This window comes from Proteiniphilum saccharofermentans, assembly GCF_900095135.1.
GTDB classification, from domain to species: domain Bacteria; phylum Bacteroidota; class Bacteroidia; order Bacteroidales; family Dysgonomonadaceae; genus Proteiniphilum; species Proteiniphilum saccharofermentans.
Genome location: NZ_LT605205.1, coordinates 721,149 through 739,411, shown reverse-complemented (window position 1 = coordinate 739,411; position 18,263 = coordinate 721,149). Strand labels below are relative to the sequence as shown.

The following is an 18,263-nucleotide window of genomic DNA, read 5'->3' as shown; positions in this document are numbered from 1 at the left end:
TTATATTATTTTTTTGTAATTTTGCCTTGGGCTATTAGATATTATCAATATGTTCAAACTATTTCTCTTATTAAGTCCTCTCTATACCACCCTGTTTTGGGCGGTGGTGCTTAATATTGTGGAAAGGCGAGGAAACGAGCCGAAATGGTTCCTAGGTAAGTTTATGATCGTGTCGCTCATCATCTTCATATCTCACACATTGTACTATCTGCCCTTGCCTGAATTATATATCTATGCCGACTCTCTCTACTACCTTGCCCATTTACTGACCTTTCCTCTCTATTATATCTACGTACGGTTGCTGGCAATTGATCCCAGATTTTCGTTGAGGCAACACTACAAATTCCTGATACTACCGGTTGTTATTTTTCTACTCTATGGCATCGGGACACTTTTCATGTCGAAAGCGGATTACATCGGTTTCTTGTATCCTACTCTATCGGAACCCCCTGTCACCGGAATTTTCCTATACCAGAAAATTATGAGACATCTCGTCAATGTGGTATTTGTCACGCAAGGTATGGCATACATGTCGCTGTCGATCATAGCGGTAAGACGTAATAGCGAAAAGGTTGCCAATTTTTATTCCAACTCTGAATATTCGTTGCGTAAAGTGCAGTGGTTGAACGTTACTTTGCTGGTTACGATCTTCACCTGTATCGTTATGGAGATAATCAGCAAGGAGAATTTTGCCGGGAACAGTTCTTTTCTGATCGCGCCGTCGGTGATTTTGACAGGCATGCTGTTCTGGATCGGCTTGCTCGGAAACAGCCAGCGGCAAGTATTGCTTACCTGTGGAAAGGATGATGAGATGGACGAAGAGCCTCCGGCCAAAGGAATTACGGCACAGCAGCGTTCATTACAAATGAAGATAGAAACTCTTTTCACGGATAAGCAGATTTATCTGAATGAAAATCTTACCATTTGGGATTTAGTGCGGGAAATAGGTACAAACCGCACCTATATTTCACGGGTGATCAACAACGATATCGGCGTTAACTTCTCGCAATTCGTCAACGGCCACCGTCTTGCACACGCTCGTCGTCTTACCGCCGAACAGCCCGGTTTATCGAAAGAAGAGGTTGCGCTACAGAGCGGCTTTGGTAGTGCAAAGTCAATGAGACGGGCAGAGAAAAGAGAATGATCTACTTTATTGATATTACTTTTTCCGATTCATCCGATGGAAAAAGGGGTTCGTCTGTTTCTCTTCAGCCAGCGTGGAAGAGGGTCCGTGGCCGTAAAGGATGATCGTCTCATCCGGAAGCGGGTAGATCTTTTTTTGGAGATGGGCCAGCACCTCGCCATAACTGTTATTGACAAAGCCCAGGCTGCCTTTCACCAGCGCATCACCCGCGAACAGGTAAGGACCGCCCGGCACAAACAGGCAGACAGAACCATCGGTATGCCCCGGAATATGGATGACTCTCAGGCAGATTCCACCAAAAGAGAGTTGGGTGCTGTCGTCGTAATGATGATCTACTTGAAACTCTTCAACTGTCTCAAACTCATACATCGGTGCCAACGTCCGGGATAGCTGGAGTTCTTTTTCTTCAGCAGAGTGCATCCAACATTCACAACCATATTCTTGAATCAGGAATGGTACTCCGGCAACATGGTCAAAATGGCCATGCGTAAGCAATAGTCTCTTCGGATAGAGATTGTTCCGGGAGAGGAATCCGGTAAGCAATTCCTGCTCGTAGGGTGTAGAGCAGCCCGGGTCAACCAGCAAACACTCTCCTGCCCGGTTCCACAGCAGATAGCTGTTCTCTTTCTTGTTGTTGAAAACAAAGGAGTGGACAAATAATTCCATCGACATGATCATTTTAACGGGTAACCAATTGGAATGATAGCGCCGATTTCTTGTCCGGCAGAGAGTCCGGTAATCTGTGCTAACTCCTCACCGGCGATGAGCGGGCCGGTCATGTAACATGCACCCAATCCCAGGCTCTCGGCAGCCAGCAGAATAAGCATGGCTACACACGAAATCGACTTCACGGCATTGTCGCGCTCCCAACATTGCAGGGAGGGTGTCAGCCTGTCGCGCAAGAGAGATCGCATTACGGGTGCGACCCGGAATATGGGGAGCAATAAAGCGGAGACATCTGCGAACTGCGTGAAGTTTGAGACATAACGCCTGAACATCGACGCCATCTCCGGCTCCATGTCGGCCGCCATTTGTTCGGTTTGCCGTCGGATCGCCTCCACCATCTCCCGGCACACATCTCTATCTCTGATAACCAATATTTTCCAGTTCTTCCTGCCTGAAGCAAACGGTGACGTAGCGGCGGTCTCCAATATTTGCGCGATCATCTCTTCGGGTACCGGCTCGGGGCTGAATTTCCGGTGGCTTCTTCTACTTTGGCATAAGGCATGAAATGTTTCGTAACTGTTTCTCATTTTAATTTATATTATTTATCACTATTTTGTCCGTTCCATCCGCCGGAAGATCAAGACCGATAGCACCGCACCCTGGATGCACAGTGCCGCGAACTGCGACCACACATCGGCAAGCGAGAACCCTTTCAACGCTACCAGCCGCGAAGCATCGAGCATGAAATAGAGCGGGTTGACGAACCGCGTCGCCCTGGCCCAGCCAGGCATAGCATTCAGAAAGGAGAACATGCTGCTCATCAGGATAATCGTCAGGAGCACGAAGACCAGCAAGTATATCGCCTGCACCTGGTTCTTGGATATCGATGCAATACCAATACCAATCATGAGCATTGGCCACAGGAACGCTAATGCCAACAGCCAGAAAACATACCACCGTCCCGCCAAGGCAAAGCCAAAAAAAGAGTGGCATAGAAGTAGGCCGACACCCAGGACAAACAGGCCGGCCACCGCGAATACAACCATCTTCGAGACGATATAAACGGTAAGAGAAAGCGGCGTTGCCTGTAACTGCTCCCATATACCCGACTCTTTTTCGCTCACTATATCGAGGGTGACAAGGCAGGCACCGATAAGTGTGACCAGCAAAACCAGCAATGAGACAATAAACCACATCCGCCCGTCGAGGGAGGGGTTGAAGAGCAGGTTTTGGTGTAGCTGAGAGGGGATCTCCCCCTCGGAGAGATCATATTGCAGCATTTGCTCCAGGAAGGCAAAGTGGCTTTGGGCGTTCAGCGTGTGCGTACCATCAAGAGCGATACTCAGTGGTGCTGCCTCTACTTCTCCGGCGTCACGCTCCATCTTTTCGGGGAGTATCATCACCATATCACTTTTGTTCTCTTTGACCCGATCGAGCGCCTCTTCCACCCTCTCCATTTCCGTCACCTTCACGAAATAGGGAGAAGCTTTCACTCGATAGGTCATGATACGGCTGGCAGCACTATTGTCGCAATCAACAACGGAGAGGCTGATCTTCACCCGCTTCTCTATCGAAAACGGAATAATACCCATGATGAGCAATGGACTGGCACCAATGATCACCAGCAACGAAACATTGCGTTTCAGTTGCCTGATCTCTTTTTTTATGGCGGCAAACAATATATTCATCTGTATCCTCCCGACCGCTTCACCAGTCCTTTACGGGAGGCCAGCAAAAGCAGCACCAATTGAGATAGGAGTAATGCGAACGGCAGCGCATTGCCTTGCAACCCTACACCTTTAAAAACAATATTTCTATATGCTTCGATGAACGACGTGCCGGGTAGTATCCATGCGACCCACCGGAAAAGAGCGGGCATCGACATGAGCGGGAAAATGAAGCCCGACATGAAGACGTTCGGAATGAAAAGGAACAACCAGCAGATGATAGCCACTTCAAGCTGCCGATCCACCAGTGAAGCGATCAACAGGCCGAAGGCCATCGAGTTGACTGCGAACAGCAGGTTGAGCGCCAAGAAAAGTATCGGGTTGCCTGCTATATGGATATGAAAAATAAAATAACTGACACCCCACACCGAGAAGATGTGGAAAATCGTAATGGCGAGGTAAGGCAGCGATTTCCCCAACACGATATCGAAAGTTGAAAAGGGCGTCATCGCCAACATCTTGTCAGTCCCCCGCTCTTTTTCCCCGACAAAGCTGATGCTAAGCATGATAGAAGAAATAAGAATAAAAATAATCATCATCAACCCGGGAACCGACGCCGTCTCTTTCCGCAATCCGGGATTGTAGAGGAAGCGCGCTACCGGCTGCTTTTGCAGCGGCCTCATTTCAGGGAGCTCCTCCTGTACGAAAGCCGTTATTATCTTACGGGCGATACTCGTAGCCGCCAGCGCCAGCTTGGGATCGGAAGCATCAATAAAAAGAGATATATCGGGATATTGTCCGGTTGCTAATTGGCGGGTGAAGCCGCCGGGGGCGACGATCACCATCCGGATATCATCCCTCCCAAAGGCAGCGGCTATTTCGCCGGAATGGTGAAGCCGTTTCACTATATGAAAGCTGCTCGACGCCTCTATCTGGGCGAATAGCCGTTCTACGGCCGGCTCGTGCCGTTCGTTGATGACGGCGATATGGAGCTCTTTGATTTCGAAGGATAAAACAACACCGAAAACGAGGAGAATCAGCGCGGGTAAGAGGAAAAGAATCGCTACACTCAACTTATCACGCCAGATAAGAAGCGCCTCCTTTCGTACAATGGCCACTATATTTTTCCCCCTTTTCATGCTTCGTGATGAATAAAATAGTGTGTCAGCCCGTCGGCGCCTCCGGCGGATTTTACTGTTTCCGTCTTTCCGCATACCCTCACCTTTCCCTCCTCCAAGATGATGAGGCGGGTGCAGTAGAACGCTTCGTCAAGGTAATGGGTACTTACCATCACGGTCGTGCCTGTTCCGGCTTCCAGAGAGATGCGGTTCCATAGCTCGCGACGGCTGATGGCGTCGAGGCCGCTGGTCGGTTCGTCGAGGAAAACCACTTCGGGACGGTGCAACATCGCCGTTGAGAAAGCCAACATCTGTCGCCAGCCCGAGGGTAAGGTGGCTATCCGTTTATCGGCATAGCGTCCAATACGGAGATCGTGCATCAACTCGTTCATCCGGTTACGGGTTTCGCGGCGGCTCATCCCGTAAACGGCCGCATAGAATTCGATGTTCTCACGTACGGTCAGATCTTCAAACAGCGTCGATTGCTGCCCCATATAACCTATTTTTCGTCTGATCTTCGCTCCTTGCCGGACGATATCAAACCCTACCACTTCACCCCTTCCGGAAGTGGGCTTTACCAGCCCGCAAAGCATCCGTATCAATGTCGACTTGCCTGCGCCATTGGCACCCAGCAAGCCGATGATCTCACCCCGACCAGCCTCAATCGAGACATTATCGACAGCCCTGAGTGTGCCGAAATCGCGCGTCAGCCTATCGGTACGAATATTTAGCATGAGATGCTCCCTCCTCCATTCGTGGCCAGACAATCGATAAAGACATCTTCCATGTCGGCCGGGAGCTGTGCTATCTCCACTTTTTCGAATCCTTTTCCGGCAGCGAATACCCCTATCGTCTCAAGCAAAATATTTTCGTCAACGGTGATATAAACATGCTCGCCACGGATGTAACAGTTGATGACGCCCGGCAGCTCTTTCATCGAGTGAAACAATGGCTGTACGGGATACCCACCGAGGGTAAACAGCTGCCGGGGGTATGAAGCCACTATCTTATCAGGAGGACCGAGCTTCAGTTGTCGCCCTTCATGGATGAACAAAACACGGTCGGCAATAGCCGCCTCTTCGAGATAATGCGTACTGACAAGAATGGTCATCCCACTTTTCTGGAGCGATCTAAGCTCTTCCCATAACAGGTGGCGCGAAAAGGGATCAATCCCGGTGGTCGGTTCATCGAGCAGGAGCAGGTGCGGGTCATGCGCCAGGGCACAGCATACTCCCAATTTCTGCTTCATCCCGCCCGACAGGTATTTGGCCTGCTTGCGTGAAGAGGCCTCCAGATGGCGCCACAGGCCGGAAGAACGCTGATGTGCTTCGTATGGATTACAACCATAAGCCGACGCAAAAAAGGAGAGGTTCTCTGCAACGGTCAGCTCGCCATAGAGGGAAAACCGTCCCGGCACATAGCCGATGATCTCCCTCACCTGCCGTTTATTTTCCCGTACATTTACCCCGCGGATTTGGAGAAGACCTTCATATTCATCGTCAAGCGTGGCGATGATATTGAAGAGGGTCGACTTCCCCGCACCGTTAGCGCCTACCAGGCACAGGATCTCACCCTTTTCGACGGAAAAGTTCAAGTCGCACAGAACCTGCCGGCTGCGGAAATGTTTCGATATGTGTCGCGCCTCAATCATTCCTCAGGGGATAAATTCAGGAGATAAATCTCGGCCGGCATCCCCGGCTTAATCGTACCATCATTTGTCACGTTGATCTTCACATGATAGAACAATAGAGCCCGGTTTTGCCGGGTCTGCACCTGGCCTGGTGTAAATTCCGGTTTTTCGGCGATATGGCAGATCTTCCCGACATGATATTTCATTTTCCCGTAGGGATGGTCTATGGCCACTTTCACTTCGCCTCCGATTGAGAGTTGTGGAAGCAGCTCTCCCGGGAACCAACTATGGAGGGTCATTTCACCAGTGTCAATCAGTTTATAGAGTGGATGCCCGGAAGCGGTAAATCCGTGCCTCTTGGCAAATTGCAACGCCACTCTTCCCTTCTCGGGATTCACGATAGCGCACTCTTGGATGCGGTGCGTAGTGATATCGCGTTGCATTTCGAGTGCTTCTATCTGGGCGAGGATGGCAGCCGTTTCACGGTGCAGTGACGACAATGCGGCAGCAATCTGCCGGTCTACAAGCGCCAGCTCATCCTCAATCTGGTCCAGTTTTTTTCGGTCGGCAGCACCCGATTGCACCAATCTATCAACCCTCAGGTACTCTTTTTCAGCGACATTCTTTTTCTCTTTCAACGTCCCGATCTGTAGTCCCACATCCGGTAACGAGGCACGGAGATTCACAATTTGATTGTCGAGGTGGATCTTCTGCAGTGACAGTTCCGCGGTATCGATCTGACCGACCGGTTGCCCTTTCGTGAGCGCATCGCCCTCTTCTATGTCGAGCCAGAGGATTTTACCACTTCCGGCAGCGGAAACGATCCATTCACGTGCCTCGAAATGCCCATAAGCTGCCGGTCGATCTGCCTCCGAGCAACTCGACAAAATGATTATAAATGCGGCAAGCAGGTTCTGGAGTGCGTTTTTTCTCATTTTTCAGAATAATTTGAGTGGTTAACAAGCATACGGTTCCGTTTTATTGTCTCTTTCGTCTTGTGGATGGCATAGAGCTGGAGTTTGATCTTCGCAGCGGTTTCTTCGCCGAGGGCAGCAAGATAGTCCGACAAAGAGACTTCTCCCTCCCTCAGCAAGATCTCCATCTGTTGCCTGATTTGCCCCTTCTTTTCAAGGAGAATAATCTGTCGATTTTCAAGGGTCTCATACCGGTATATTTCTCCCGAATGTGCCGCTTTGATTATATCGCGCTTTTTTTGGAGGTTGTTGCGGTATATGCGTAACCGGTCCGATTCGATTTGCAGGATTTTTTCTTCGCGAGCATGATCGCGCCATACGGTGATAGGCACTTGTAGCAGCAGTCCTACACCGCCAAACCAATCGAAACGGTTTTCAAAAAAGTTCAGTCCGGGCTTGCCATAGCCCACCGAGCCGAAAAGACGGACTTTGGGCAGCGCTGCCGTACGAGAGAGATCACGTGTCAGTTCAATTTTCGCCTCTTGCAGATCGAGTTGAAGAAAAGCCGGATCGGTAAATTCTTCTCCTTGATCATCACAGACAGGGTCGACCAACCGGTCATCGGCGCCAATTTCCTGCCCCAGCAATTCCGAAAGTATCCGGCGGTATCTATGCTCTTCGGCTCTCAACTCTTCGATGCGGGTCTCCACATCAATCAATGCCATTTCGGCTTGGAGCAAATCTTTTTTAAGGAATTTTCCTTCTCCGACAAGCGACTGTACGTCGTTCCATGCCAGAGAAACGATCTCCCGTTGTGTTTCGAGCGCTTGCAATCCCTTATGGACAAGTATGATTCCGAAGAAAACCTCATCGACAAGATTGTCGATTTGCAGTAATGACTCTTCCGCCTTTTGCTCTTCTATATCTCTGTCCAATCTGATTTCTTCCTTCTTCAACCGGTACTCTCCTCCATCATATATCCGTTGGGAGAGGAACAGTCCGGCTTTGAGCCTTTCATGCGGAGCGGGAGAGACATCAAATGCATATTCGAAGGCAGCAGTGGGATCGGGTACTTCCGAGAGGTAAGCCCCGTAAGCGAAGGCCGACACATCCGGGGTGATCATTTTTTTCAGGAGCTGCTGTCGGAAGGCAGCCGATTGGGAGATCTGTTCTCTCTGCATTTCAGCCGAGAACACAGAGCGGGCCATCGCCCGACATCCCTCCAGCGTGAAGTCGCCCTGCGCATTTGCCGGGAAGAAGGTCAACGACAGGAGGAGAGCAATGACGGCCAGTTGCAAATATTTTGTGTTTCGTATTATACCAGTGAAAGGCATAGCGGGGAGGGATTTAATTGGAAATTTTGTGCATCGTTAATGTAGTCTCGTTACCGAAAACAGAGGTGCGCAGTATTAGCATGTCTTCTTTTCGGCTGATAATGGTAAAGAGATATCTCTCCCCGCTGGCGGGATCCGTAAGTGTGAGCTTGAACCCCTTCACTGAGAAATGCTCGGGACGACCGGTTATCAACAGCTCCCGGCTACTATCGTAAAGCTCGAACGATTTGTCCTCCTTAATATGGATGTAAGACTGGAAGTAACTGTCGTCAATGCGCGGCTCCGCTTTCTCAAGCACCCATTTCCCCAGATAAACCGGTTCTTCTTCGTCTCGGTCACAGGAAAACAAAAAGAGCAGGCATAGAAGTGCCACTATGGAGAATGATACCGTGAGTGTGGAAAATTTCATCTTTCTTTACCAATTTACAAACGAATGAGAGGTTACTCTTTTCAAAACATACATTTGAGATTAAAACCTCTCCTGTTTTATAAGAACGAAAGTAAGGTTTCGTGACAAAACCGAACGGGCAAATCGTAAAAAGTATCGGACAAAAGGTAAAAGCACACGCAGGGTATGCAATTTCAAGTCATAAAATAGCAAAAACAAGTTAAAATTTAATCTTTCATGGAAATAGGATGTTATAATCAATAAGCCAATCCCGGCCACTTGTCCCAATTTATCGGGAAATCGGGACAGGTTGTCCCCAATTTCGTGAAGCAGGGTCAATATATCAATGAGCCTTTGTGCTTGAATCTTGGCTCTAAAAGTCTTAAACAAAACATGAAGATAATAATTATAGCCAACAGGTTACCTGTTAAAATTGAGAGAGAAGAAGAGGGTTTTTGTATCGTCAGGAGTGAGGGAGGCCTCGCTACGGGTCTCGGATCATTAGAGACTGATTCCGACATATATTGGGTTGGATGGCCCGGCATTCACTCTGAGGATGAAAACGAGAAGCAGGAGATCTCGGAAAGACTGCATGAAATGAATTTCCATCCGGTTTTCCTCTCTGCCGATCAGATTGAAAACTATTACGAAGGGTATAGCAACAGTACGATCTGGCCTCTTTGTCATTACTTTTTCTCTTATATAGAATACAAGACAGAGTATTGGGAAGCATACCAGGAGGTAAACCGACTGTTCTGCAAAGAAACTATCCCTTTTATTGAAAAAGATGACATGATATGGGTGCAGGATTATCAGCTGATGCTATTGCCTAAAATGATCCGTACCGAAAAGCCGGATGCAAATATCGGCTATTTTCACCATATTCCTTTTCCATCCTACGAACTCTTCAGAGTACTCCCACAAAGGAAAGTGATACTGGAGGGTCTGCTTGGCGCCGATCTGATCGGTTTTCACACGCATGACTATATGCGGCATTTCATCAGTGCCATTTATCGTGTACTCGACCTGAACTGTAGTCTCGATGAGATCAACCTGCAAGACCGTATAGTACATGTGGATGCTTTCCCGATGGGTATCAATTATGAACAATACCATCACGCACCGGCCCTGCCGGCAGTGAGGGAAAAGTCGGAAATACTTCGCCAGGAGCTGGGCGACACCACTGTGATACTTTCGGTGGACCGTCTCGACTACAGTAAGGGTATCCTGCATCGTCTACAGGGATTCAAGCAATTCCTGGAACATAATCCGGAATATCACGAAAAAGTATCGCTGGCGATGATAGTGGTTCCATCCCGAGATAATGTGGATATCTATGCCGACCTGAAGACCAAGATCGACCAGACTATTGGCGAGATCAACGGTTTATATTCCAGATTGGAATGGACACCGATCCATTATTTCTACCGCGGCTTCTCCTTCGAGGAGTTGATCGCCATGTATGACGTCTCCGGAATTGCCTTGGTAACTCCTCTGCGCGACGGAATGAATTTGGTGGCCAAGGAATATCTGGCTACCAAGAACAGCCATAGCGGTGTACTTATCCTCAGCGAAATGGCCGGGGCTGCCATTGAATTGCAAGATGCCATCACCATCAACCCTAATGATAGCGACGAGATCGAGAGTGCGATTCTGGAGGCATTGCGGATGCCTGAACAGGAGAAGAAGGCGAGGCTGCAGAATATGCAGAAACGGATATCGAAGCAATCAGTCAAGAAATGGGCGAACGATTTTGTAAAAGAACTACAGTCCATAAAAACCCAAAATAAAGAAATACTGCAAAAGATTGTAGGAAAGCGGCAGCTCAATCAGATTAAGAAGGCCTATGATGATGCCTCCTCACGCTTGATCTTGCTGGATTACGATGGCACACTCGCCCCGTTCGTCAAAAAACCGGAAGATGCCATACCTTCAACCAAATTGTTAGCGCTTCTACAAGAGATGACTGCCGACAAGAAAAACAAGGTGGTGATCAACAGTGGCAGGAACCGCCAGGTGCTCGATCAATGGTTTCAGGGAGTTAACCTCGATTTTGCCGCTGAACATGGTATGTTTTACAAGGAAGAGGGGAAGTGGCATAAGAATATGCAGGAGGAAATAGAATGGGACGGCGAAATTATTGATATCATCCAGCATACGATCGACAAAACACCCCGCTCTCATCTGGAGAAAAAAGATACTTCACTGGTGTGGCACTATCGCAAGGTGGATGTTTGGCTTGCCGAACTGAGGGCACAGCAGCTGATCAACGCCTTGATCGGTCCCTGCTCCAGGTTGAACCTGCAGATTGTTCCCGGAAATAAGATCGTAGAGGTCAAACCACCCGATTTCACCAAGGGAAGTGAAGTGTTGCGCAGGCTTGAACACGGAGAGTATGATTTTGTCCTGGCTATGGGCGATGACACTACTGATGAAGATATGTTCAGGGTACTTCCTCCGGGTGGTATCAGCATCAAGGTAGGTAATTTCTCTCCTGCAGCGAAATATCGTCTCCCTTTACAGTCATCTGTAATTCCATTTTTATCCAACTTAATTAAATAACAATCTCCCTATGGATTTTATTGACCATCTTATCCCCAACAGTTCACTACGATACCCATTTATTGCATTGCTATTTATTGCATTATTCATCATACTGGTCCTTGTTTTTAATTTTATCATCAGGAAATGGAGGATTCGGACACAAAAAAGTAAAAGCCACATTGATGATTTTATTGTCCGCCTTTTCAGAGTTCCCGGGATATGGATCATTTTCGCTATATTATTAAATATATTCAGTACGCTGTTACAGGAAGATGCACGCACTTTTGAAGTCTTACAGAAAATAAGCCGGATATTGCTGATTCTCACACTCGGATGGATAATTGTACAGATTATCAGGGGTACCTTTCATTATTGGCAGAACAAGCTCGACATCAATAATCCCAATAATCTTGAAGCTAGGAAGAGGCTTACACAGATGAGTATGATCGAGAGGATCACGATCATACTCACAGCCTTTATCTTCTTTTCGATAGCACTGATGACCATCGATTCAGTCAGGCAACTGGGTGTCAGCCTGCTGGCTTCGGCAGGAGTGGCGGGGATCATTATAGGATTCGCAGCCCAACGTAGTTTCGGACAGATATTCTCCGGTATCCAGATTGCTTTTACACAGCCGGTCAGACTGGATGATGTAGTAGTCATCGAGGGAGAATGGGGGCGTATTGAAGAAATCAATATCACATACGCCGTGGTAAAGATCTGGGATGAGCGACGGTTAATCATACCTATCGATTATTTCTTGAACAACCCCATACAAAATTGGACAAGAACCACTTCCGATATATTGGGAACAGTATTCCTGTATGTCTCTTACGACCTGCCTCTGGAACCATTGCGTGAAGAACTGGCACGCATAGTGGAAGATGACCCCAATTGGGATGGACGTGTCCATAACATCCAAGTCACCGAAAGCAAGCAGTGGTACAAAGAGATAAGGGTATTGGTCAGCAGTAACAACTCATCCAGCAATTGGGATCTCCGGGTAGCTGTCCGCGAAAAACTGATCGATTTTATCAATCGGTACTATCCCGGTTCATTTGCAAAGATCAACTCTGCCGCTACGGGAGAAAAAGGGACTCCAGCTGTTACGGACGAATAAATTTGGAAAGGTGCTTCTCCTCCGAGAACAGCACTGCTGTGTTAATAAATGCAAGGTGTGAATAAGCCTGCGGGAAGTTGCCTAACTGACGTTTGGTCTTAAAATCGAGATCTTCACTGTAGAGTCCCAGATGGTTGGAATAGGATATCATCTTCTCAAATATTTCACGCGCCTCCTCTATTTCTCCGATCTTATAAAGCGCCTCGATCAGCCAAAAAGTGCAAATAGTGAATGAAGAGGTAGGCACACCGAAATCATCTTCTGCTTTATAACGGTACATAAGTCCCTCATGATAGAGGTGCTTTTTAATGGCTTTCACAGTCTTTACATACCGTTCGTTATCGGGTTCGATAAAGTCATAGAACTGCATAAGCAACAACGAAGAGTCGTAATCGGTATTACCATAGGCCTGCGTAAAACATTGCAATTCTTCGTTCCATCCCTTTTCATGTACTTCCGCCTTAATCATATCCGCTTCCCGGCGCCATTTCTCGGCATAGCTATCCCTGTGCAACAGTTCGGCAATCAGCGATGCCCTGTCAACAGCTACCCAACTCATCACTTTCGAAAAGACAAAATGCATCTTCCTTGTACGGAATTCCCAGATGCTTCTGTCCGGTTTGTCCCACGCAGCCAATACCGAGCGCACCAGATTCTTGATGATCTCCCATATCTCCTCTACTTCATCCAGCGTTCCCGGAAAATAGAGATAGTATTTATAAATGACATCCAGGAGATAACCGATAGAGTCGTTCTGTTCCTGGTAATAGGCTGCATTCCCGATCCTTACGGGGCGTGATCCCTCGTAACCGCTCAAATGGGGCAGTTCCTCTTCCGTCAGTTCACGTTCACCACGGATGCCATACATGATCTGGATGGTCTCGTTACGCGATGATTTCAGGATACGTTTCACAAAACCAATAAAACGCTCTGCCGTTGCCCGCTGCTTCATAAACAGCAGCGTATCTATCGACATAGAAGCATCTCGCAGCCAACAGAAGCGGTAATCCCAGTTCCTGTTTTCCCCGATGCTTTCGGGCAGGCTGGTAGTCACCGCTGCCAACATGGCTCCCGATTCCTGGTATGACAACAATCTAAGCACAAGCAGGCTACGTTTGATCATGTCGTTGTATTGCAGATAATCCCTGGAGCGATTCACGAAATTGAGCCAATACACTTTCGTGCGTTCATACTCCAACAGGATACGGTTGATATCCACAGTCATTAATTTCTGGTTATACGACAAAAGAAAGAAATGATGTCCGGTCAGCTCAATCTCCTCACGGCTGATCACTACTTCCGGATCAAAACTGCTATAGAGATAGATTTTATCTTCTGAATCTTCTGCTGAATGCGTTTTGATATAACTCCCCACTATTTCATGGCGGACTTCTTCGCGGGCATAATTGATCTTCGGATCATATATTATCCTGACCACAGGACGTCCTCTGGTGACGCGTATGTAGCGGTGAATCTCCGGCGGCATGTAATAGCGGTTTGCTTCAGTCTGATAACGGGGCATATAATCAAATACGATAAATCCGTTTTCAGGCGAATCAAATCTTGTCAATAGCATATTGGTATGGCCGTGATAACTCTGGGTAATGGTATATTCATCCGACACCTCAAAATGAAAACTACCTCCCTTTTCTTCGTCCAATAGTTTTGCAAAGACTGAAGGAGAGTCGAAATCAGGGAGACAGAACCAGTCAATACTCCCGGTTTTCGATACCAATGCCGCGGTGCGGCAATTCCCGATTATTCCGTAATCCAAATTTTTCATTCCAATCAATTTTACGGGTTCCTATATCTTCTCTATAAAACAAAGATAGAAAAACCCTCTTAGAAAAAGAAAAATGAAGGAACACAAACATATAAAACAAATTTTACTGATGTTACCCCCTTGTCATTATACTAATGAAGGTCATGTGACAGAGAGTAATCTCATATACTTAATGATGACGGGGAGTAAACGTTTATTTGCTTTTTTGCGGCATTCCGCCCGGAAAATAACAGGCTTATCTACTATTATTTGACTTAGCCTATTGGCTCTCGTTACCAAGGAGAACGGTTTAGTATCGAATTGAATGGTCGCGTGTCCGTTGCAACAAACGGCCAATCCCCCTCCTGACGGCTTCTTTCCGATTTGTAATGATAACTTCCGAATCCGATAATGGATTCTCCCACATTTTGGGGTCAAAACCTGTACAATCCTGCATCAGTTTCAAGAGATCAAAACTATCCTTTTTCTTTTGCTCCGTATCGGCAAACGAGTCGATAAACTCGTGAACATCTCCATTATGCTGTTTTGTCTTTAACTCTGCCATAAATTATCTTTTATTAATTTCTTACGATTCGCAACGATCTTTCTTCTACCAGTTCATCAACCAATAGATTAACCTAACGGAATATCGATTATTGTCAAGGATTGACTTCCCATATTTTATCGGAAACGGGCAAATATTCGGGTAACGCAGCGGAACCATACCAAGTGAAAATCTCAAAATTCAACAATCCGCTTTTGATAGCGGGATCAGTGAGTAATAACCCTCGCGCTTCCTCCGCTGAATCAATATTGTTCAGAATAAAAATTCCCCTGTAGCTATTTTCATTCTGCCCTAATGGGCCTGCCACAACCAATTTCCCTTCTTGCGTCAGTCTTTGGATATTATCTAAATGGCCTCTGAAATTTTCGCTAATAAAGTCTCTGTCTGTAGTAGTATTCGTCCCCGTCTTCAGGATAACAAAGAAGTAACTTTTCATCCCGTAGTCATCTGCACCCAACTTCACGGCCAATGCCTTGTCGTAATTGGAATTTGAGATTGTTGTATCTCTTTGCAATGCTACTTCACTGTTTTTTTGAGGATCGGATTGACCAAAAACCGCACTCACCAACAACAGTGTTATTGCTACAAATAAATATTTCATTGCCAACAATTTTATTCATCTATATATACAGAAATGAACGTACACTGTGCTAGATTGTTCACAAATTAACTACCGGAAAGTTTGATTTTAGCCTTCTTCTTCGGGTATTTATTTTCGTATAAGTGTTGCAATCTTTTCCGCTGTGATTTTATATCCTTCACTTGTCATGTGGATATAATCATTGCCATAGAGCCCCTCTCTGATTGTTTCGTTATCATCAACATACCAACCGGTAGGATTGACATATTCTAGCTGATGAAATGGGTATGTACTTAAGATGTCATGAACTCTATCACATTTAATACGTAATGCAGCCTGCTTTTCCTTACCGGCAGGATAAGGGCCTAAAAGGATAATATGAGAGTTGGGGAATTGTCTCCGGGCTTCATTCGCCACAGCTATAATCCCTTCTGCAGTATCTTCCGGAGTATCCGTCCCTCCTAAATTATTAATACCAATAGCTATGACCACATTCTCAGGCCTACAAACATTGTAATTGCCATGTTGGAGACGCCATAAGAGATGTTGGGTCCGGTCACCCGAAATACCGGCACTTTCCCATACCCCTTCACCGATGGCATCATCCATAGCCTGCTTGCCCTTAAAATTGGTAATGGCTTTACGTGTACCGCCCCAGGCTTGTGTTATAGAATTACCTAACAAAAGCAGTTTCAATTTCTTACCCTGTAAGGTCTCTGTGATCTCTTCAGCGACTCCATACCAATCTGCCCCTTCAACCCAACCCGCTGTCGTACGGAATTCATTTCCCGGGACAGGATGTACGCAATCATTTTTATTTCGTCCGGTAGCAGTAAGGATAAAACGGACAATCATTTCGGGGTTATTCAGGGAATGAGGATGATGTCCTACAGCCGGTTTATGAATTACAGTAATCGGAGCATTCAACTTATTCATCTGTTGTTCAAAAACAGCTGTATTTTCATCCACCGGCACTACTGCATCAGCATCTCCTACTACATGGATCACAGGAATTTTCGCTTTTGCTATGACCGAAGCGTAATCCAGCGGGTTACGCTTCCATGCAAGTGCTTCTCCTTCGTTTTTAAAACCGTAAGCAGCCAAAAGCTTCCGGGTATCATTTACCGATCCGGTAGATCCTCCTTTTCCCATCGGCCAGCTTTTAATATCCATTACCGGTGCATCGGCATAAATACATGCCACTTTATCCGCATTTTTTGCTGCCCAGTTATACACAATTAAACCGCCACGGCTCATTCCCTCAAGTACTACTTTCTTGTTAAATCCGGCTTTGACCATCTTTTTATAGAATCGATCCCATCGTCTAACAGCCTTATCGGATCCATACATATCTGTTACATCACAATAAGTGATATAGAACCCCTGTTCCAACAGATCGATATCTGTCTGAGGTTCATGATTCCAGAAACGTGCACGAATTACCCATGGCCTCCCTTCGGCTTCTATATATGGTTTGACCACTTTACAAAGTACACCTTTATCATAGAATTCATACCCCTGATAACCATGAAAGTTGAATTTTTGTGCATCACGCGGTACGACCGACTCAATAGATTTTGCCTGAAGAGAAGAATTCAAAGTGAGGAAATTATATATCTTCTTTGCCATGACTCCTGCTCCGATAGATGAAGGATGTAGTTTATCAGGCATAAGATAGGATTTCCAATCATCCCCAAATATATTGAACATGTTGATGATCTCCAGATCATTTCTCCAGGCCAGTTCTTCAAGCATGGGGCGCACTTCTTTCTCTATCAGTTGTGAGTTGATAGAAGAGCCCTCCGGCAAGAAACAACGTACCGGCGTAAGTAAAACAACACGGGGATGAGATCCCAACGCCCTATAACTATCAATAAGTGTCTGATAGTCTTTTAGAAAATCCTCTTTGTACTTCCAATTCTGGGGTTTAGTGTCGTTAGTCCCTAACTTAATCAGAACTATATCCGGTTGATAAGATAAAGATTGTTGGTAAGCATCCGTCTCTATATAAGGGTGATCACCTTTGGAAAGAGTTGTCCTGCCAGATACTCCAAAATTTCTCACTTCCCAATTATCACCCAGATATGCCTGGAGTTGTGCAGGATAACAATTTTTTTCACGGTTTATAATTCCGGCACCATAGGTGATACTATTACCCACACAGGCTACTTTGACGGGCTTTTGTGCTGCCAGATCCGTTATGCACAATAAGAATGTCAGTGTTAAAATTAAATATCTCATTACAATCAGTTTTATATTCATTCCCCTCTTCCAAGAGTGAATCACTTGTTGTCTTACTCAACTTTCGCAAATCGGCTTGGCAGATGTATTCGACTAAACCATATAACTTGCTTTATGTTGTTTGAAATTGAGCTTTTTAAATAATAGTGTCATTATTAGTTGTTGATCATTTTTGAAGTTCATTATTTATTGCCATGATATTTATCTCTCGTTCAATTGAATAAGTATTATCTTTCAAACTACAGAATCTATAAAGCTGCAATGCTTTCTCCAAATATTTCCTGGAACTCCCGTATTGGGCATTAAAACCTATTTCTGCCATAGCATTTGCCAAGGATTCTATATTTTCAGTATTGAAGCCGTCAAAACCCAATAAATATTCACTTGTTTTTTCATCGTTTAGATGCAGAAACATCTCCAGGTCAAAGTTAATTTCGTCCAGAAGCATCCCCTTTGCTTCATCCACTTTATTCTCTATAGTTATTGCAAGATTCTCCCCATCTCCAAAAAGCATATTCCGGAAGGCACTTATTATCAGTCCAAACTTTTTTATTTCACGGATTATATAGTCTTCATGTTGCATATTCCTG

Annotated in this window: 17 protein-coding genes; 3 read left to right on the top strand and 14 right to left on the bottom strand. The window is 46.1% G+C overall.

All coding sequences use genetic code 11. The annotated features are described in order from the left end of the window. The first annotated feature begins 49 nt into the window (after window positions 1-49). Window positions 50-1,144, top strand: a complete 1,095-nt coding sequence (locus PSM36_RS02785) for a helix-turn-helix domain-containing protein (RefSeq protein WP_076928687.1) — start codon at window positions 50-52, stop codon at window positions 1,142-1,144. Between the two features lie 15 nt (window positions 1,145-1,159). Here the strand turns inward: PSM36_RS02785 and PSM36_RS02780 are convergent, their stop codons facing one another. Genes PSM36_RS02780 through PSM36_RS02740 form a run of 9 tightly spaced genes read right to left on the bottom strand, consistent with a single transcriptional unit; the run spans window position 1,160 to window position 8,882 of the window. After that, a complete protein-coding gene (locus PSM36_RS02780) occupies window positions 1,160-1,810 on the bottom strand; it encodes an MBL fold metallo-hydrolase (protein ID WP_161947545.1) in 651 nt (216 codons plus the stop codon). An 8-nt stretch (window positions 1,811-1,818) separates the two neighbouring features. After that, entirely contained in the window at window positions 1,819-2,397 is a 579-nt protein-coding gene (locus PSM36_RS02775; protein ID WP_076928685.1) for a nitroreductase family protein, read from the bottom strand. Window positions 2,398-2,418: 21 nt separating this feature from the next. Then, window positions 2,419-3,498, bottom strand: coding sequence for an ABC transporter permease (locus PSM36_RS02770; RefSeq protein ID WP_076928684.1), 1,080 nt, complete (start codon window positions 3,496-3,498; stop codon window positions 2,419-2,421). Next, window positions 3,495-4,616 carry an ABC transporter permease gene (locus PSM36_RS02765; protein WP_076928683.1) on the bottom strand — a complete coding sequence of 374 codons (1,122 nt, stop codon included), beginning with the start codon at window positions 4,614-4,616 and terminating at the stop codon, window positions 3,495-3,497. Before PSM36_RS02765 ends, PSM36_RS02770 begins: the two co-directional genes overlap by 4 nt. Further along, window positions 4,613-5,329: an ABC transporter ATP-binding protein gene (locus tag PSM36_RS02760; protein ID WP_076928682.1), complete on the bottom strand. Its 717-nt coding sequence runs from the start codon at window positions 5,327-5,329 to the stop codon at window positions 4,613-4,615. The genes PSM36_RS02765 and PSM36_RS02760 overlap by 4 nt, the downstream gene beginning before the upstream one ends. Further along, the gene (locus PSM36_RS02755; RefSeq protein WP_076928681.1) at window positions 5,323-6,246 is read right to left on the bottom strand and encodes an ABC transporter ATP-binding protein; all 924 of its coding nucleotides are present in this window, start codon (window positions 6,244-6,246) and stop codon (window positions 5,323-5,325) included. The genes PSM36_RS02760 and PSM36_RS02755 overlap by 7 nt, the downstream gene beginning before the upstream one ends. Continuing rightward, window positions 6,243-7,160: an HlyD family secretion protein gene (locus tag PSM36_RS02750; protein ID WP_076928680.1), complete on the bottom strand. Its 918-nt coding sequence runs from the start codon at window positions 7,158-7,160 to the stop codon at window positions 6,243-6,245. Before PSM36_RS02750 ends, PSM36_RS02755 begins: the two co-directional genes overlap by 4 nt. Beyond that, window positions 7,157-8,437: a TolC family protein gene (locus PSM36_RS02745; RefSeq protein WP_161947544.1), complete on the bottom strand. Its 1,281-nt coding sequence runs from the start codon at window positions 8,435-8,437 to the stop codon at window positions 7,157-7,159. The genes PSM36_RS02750 and PSM36_RS02745 overlap by 4 nt, the downstream gene beginning before the upstream one ends. A gap of 49 nt (window positions 8,438-8,486) precedes the next feature. Beyond that, a complete protein-coding gene (locus PSM36_RS02740) occupies window positions 8,487-8,882 on the bottom strand; it encodes a hypothetical protein (protein ID WP_076928678.1) in 396 nt (131 codons plus the stop codon). A gap of 372 nt (window positions 8,883-9,254) precedes the next feature. Between PSM36_RS02740 and PSM36_RS02735 the strand changes: the two genes are divergently transcribed. Together PSM36_RS02735 and PSM36_RS02730 are read left to right on the top strand one after the other, a co-directional pair. Further along, window positions 9,255-11,423 carry a bifunctional alpha,alpha-trehalose-phosphate synthase (UDP-forming)/trehalose-phosphatase gene (locus PSM36_RS02735; RefSeq protein WP_076932005.1) on the top strand — a complete coding sequence of 723 codons (2,169 nt, stop codon included), beginning with the start codon at window positions 9,255-9,257 and terminating at the stop codon, window positions 11,421-11,423. Window positions 11,424-11,433: 10 nt separating this feature from the next. After that, entirely contained in the window at window positions 11,434-12,525 is a 1,092-nt protein-coding gene (locus tag PSM36_RS02730) for a mechanosensitive ion channel family protein (protein ID WP_019538539.1), read from the top strand. On the opposite strand, the gene PSM36_RS02725 is transcribed toward PSM36_RS02730, so the two are convergent. From PSM36_RS02725 to PSM36_RS02705, 5 genes are all read right to left on the bottom strand, one after another. Further along, entirely contained in the window at window positions 12,512-14,308 is a 1,797-nt protein-coding gene (locus PSM36_RS02725) for a glycoside hydrolase family 15 protein (RefSeq protein ID WP_076928677.1), read from the bottom strand. The genes PSM36_RS02730 and PSM36_RS02725 overlap by 14 nt on opposite strands. A 289-nt stretch (window positions 14,309-14,597) precedes the next feature. Further along, window positions 14,598-14,852: a hypothetical protein gene (locus PSM36_RS02720; protein WP_197684914.1), complete on the bottom strand. Its 255-nt coding sequence runs from the start codon at window positions 14,850-14,852 to the stop codon at window positions 14,598-14,600. Window positions 14,853-14,946: 94 nt separating this feature from the next. Further along, on the bottom strand, window positions 14,947-15,453 hold the full coding sequence (locus tag PSM36_RS02715; protein WP_076928676.1) for a YciI family protein: 507 nt from the start codon (window positions 15,451-15,453) through the stop codon (window positions 14,947-14,949). Between the two features lie 108 nt (window positions 15,454-15,561). Next, window positions 15,562-17,673, bottom strand: coding sequence for a GDSL-type esterase/lipase family protein (locus PSM36_RS02710; RefSeq protein WP_076932004.1), 2,112 nt, complete (start codon window positions 17,671-17,673; stop codon window positions 15,562-15,564). 166 nt (window positions 17,674-17,839) lie between these two features. Beyond that, window positions 17,840-18,256 (bottom strand): hypothetical protein, encoded by a 417-nt coding sequence (locus tag PSM36_RS02705; protein ID WP_076928675.1) that lies wholly within the window; start codon window positions 18,254-18,256, stop codon window positions 17,840-17,842. Window positions 18,257-18,263: the final 7 nt, after the last annotated feature.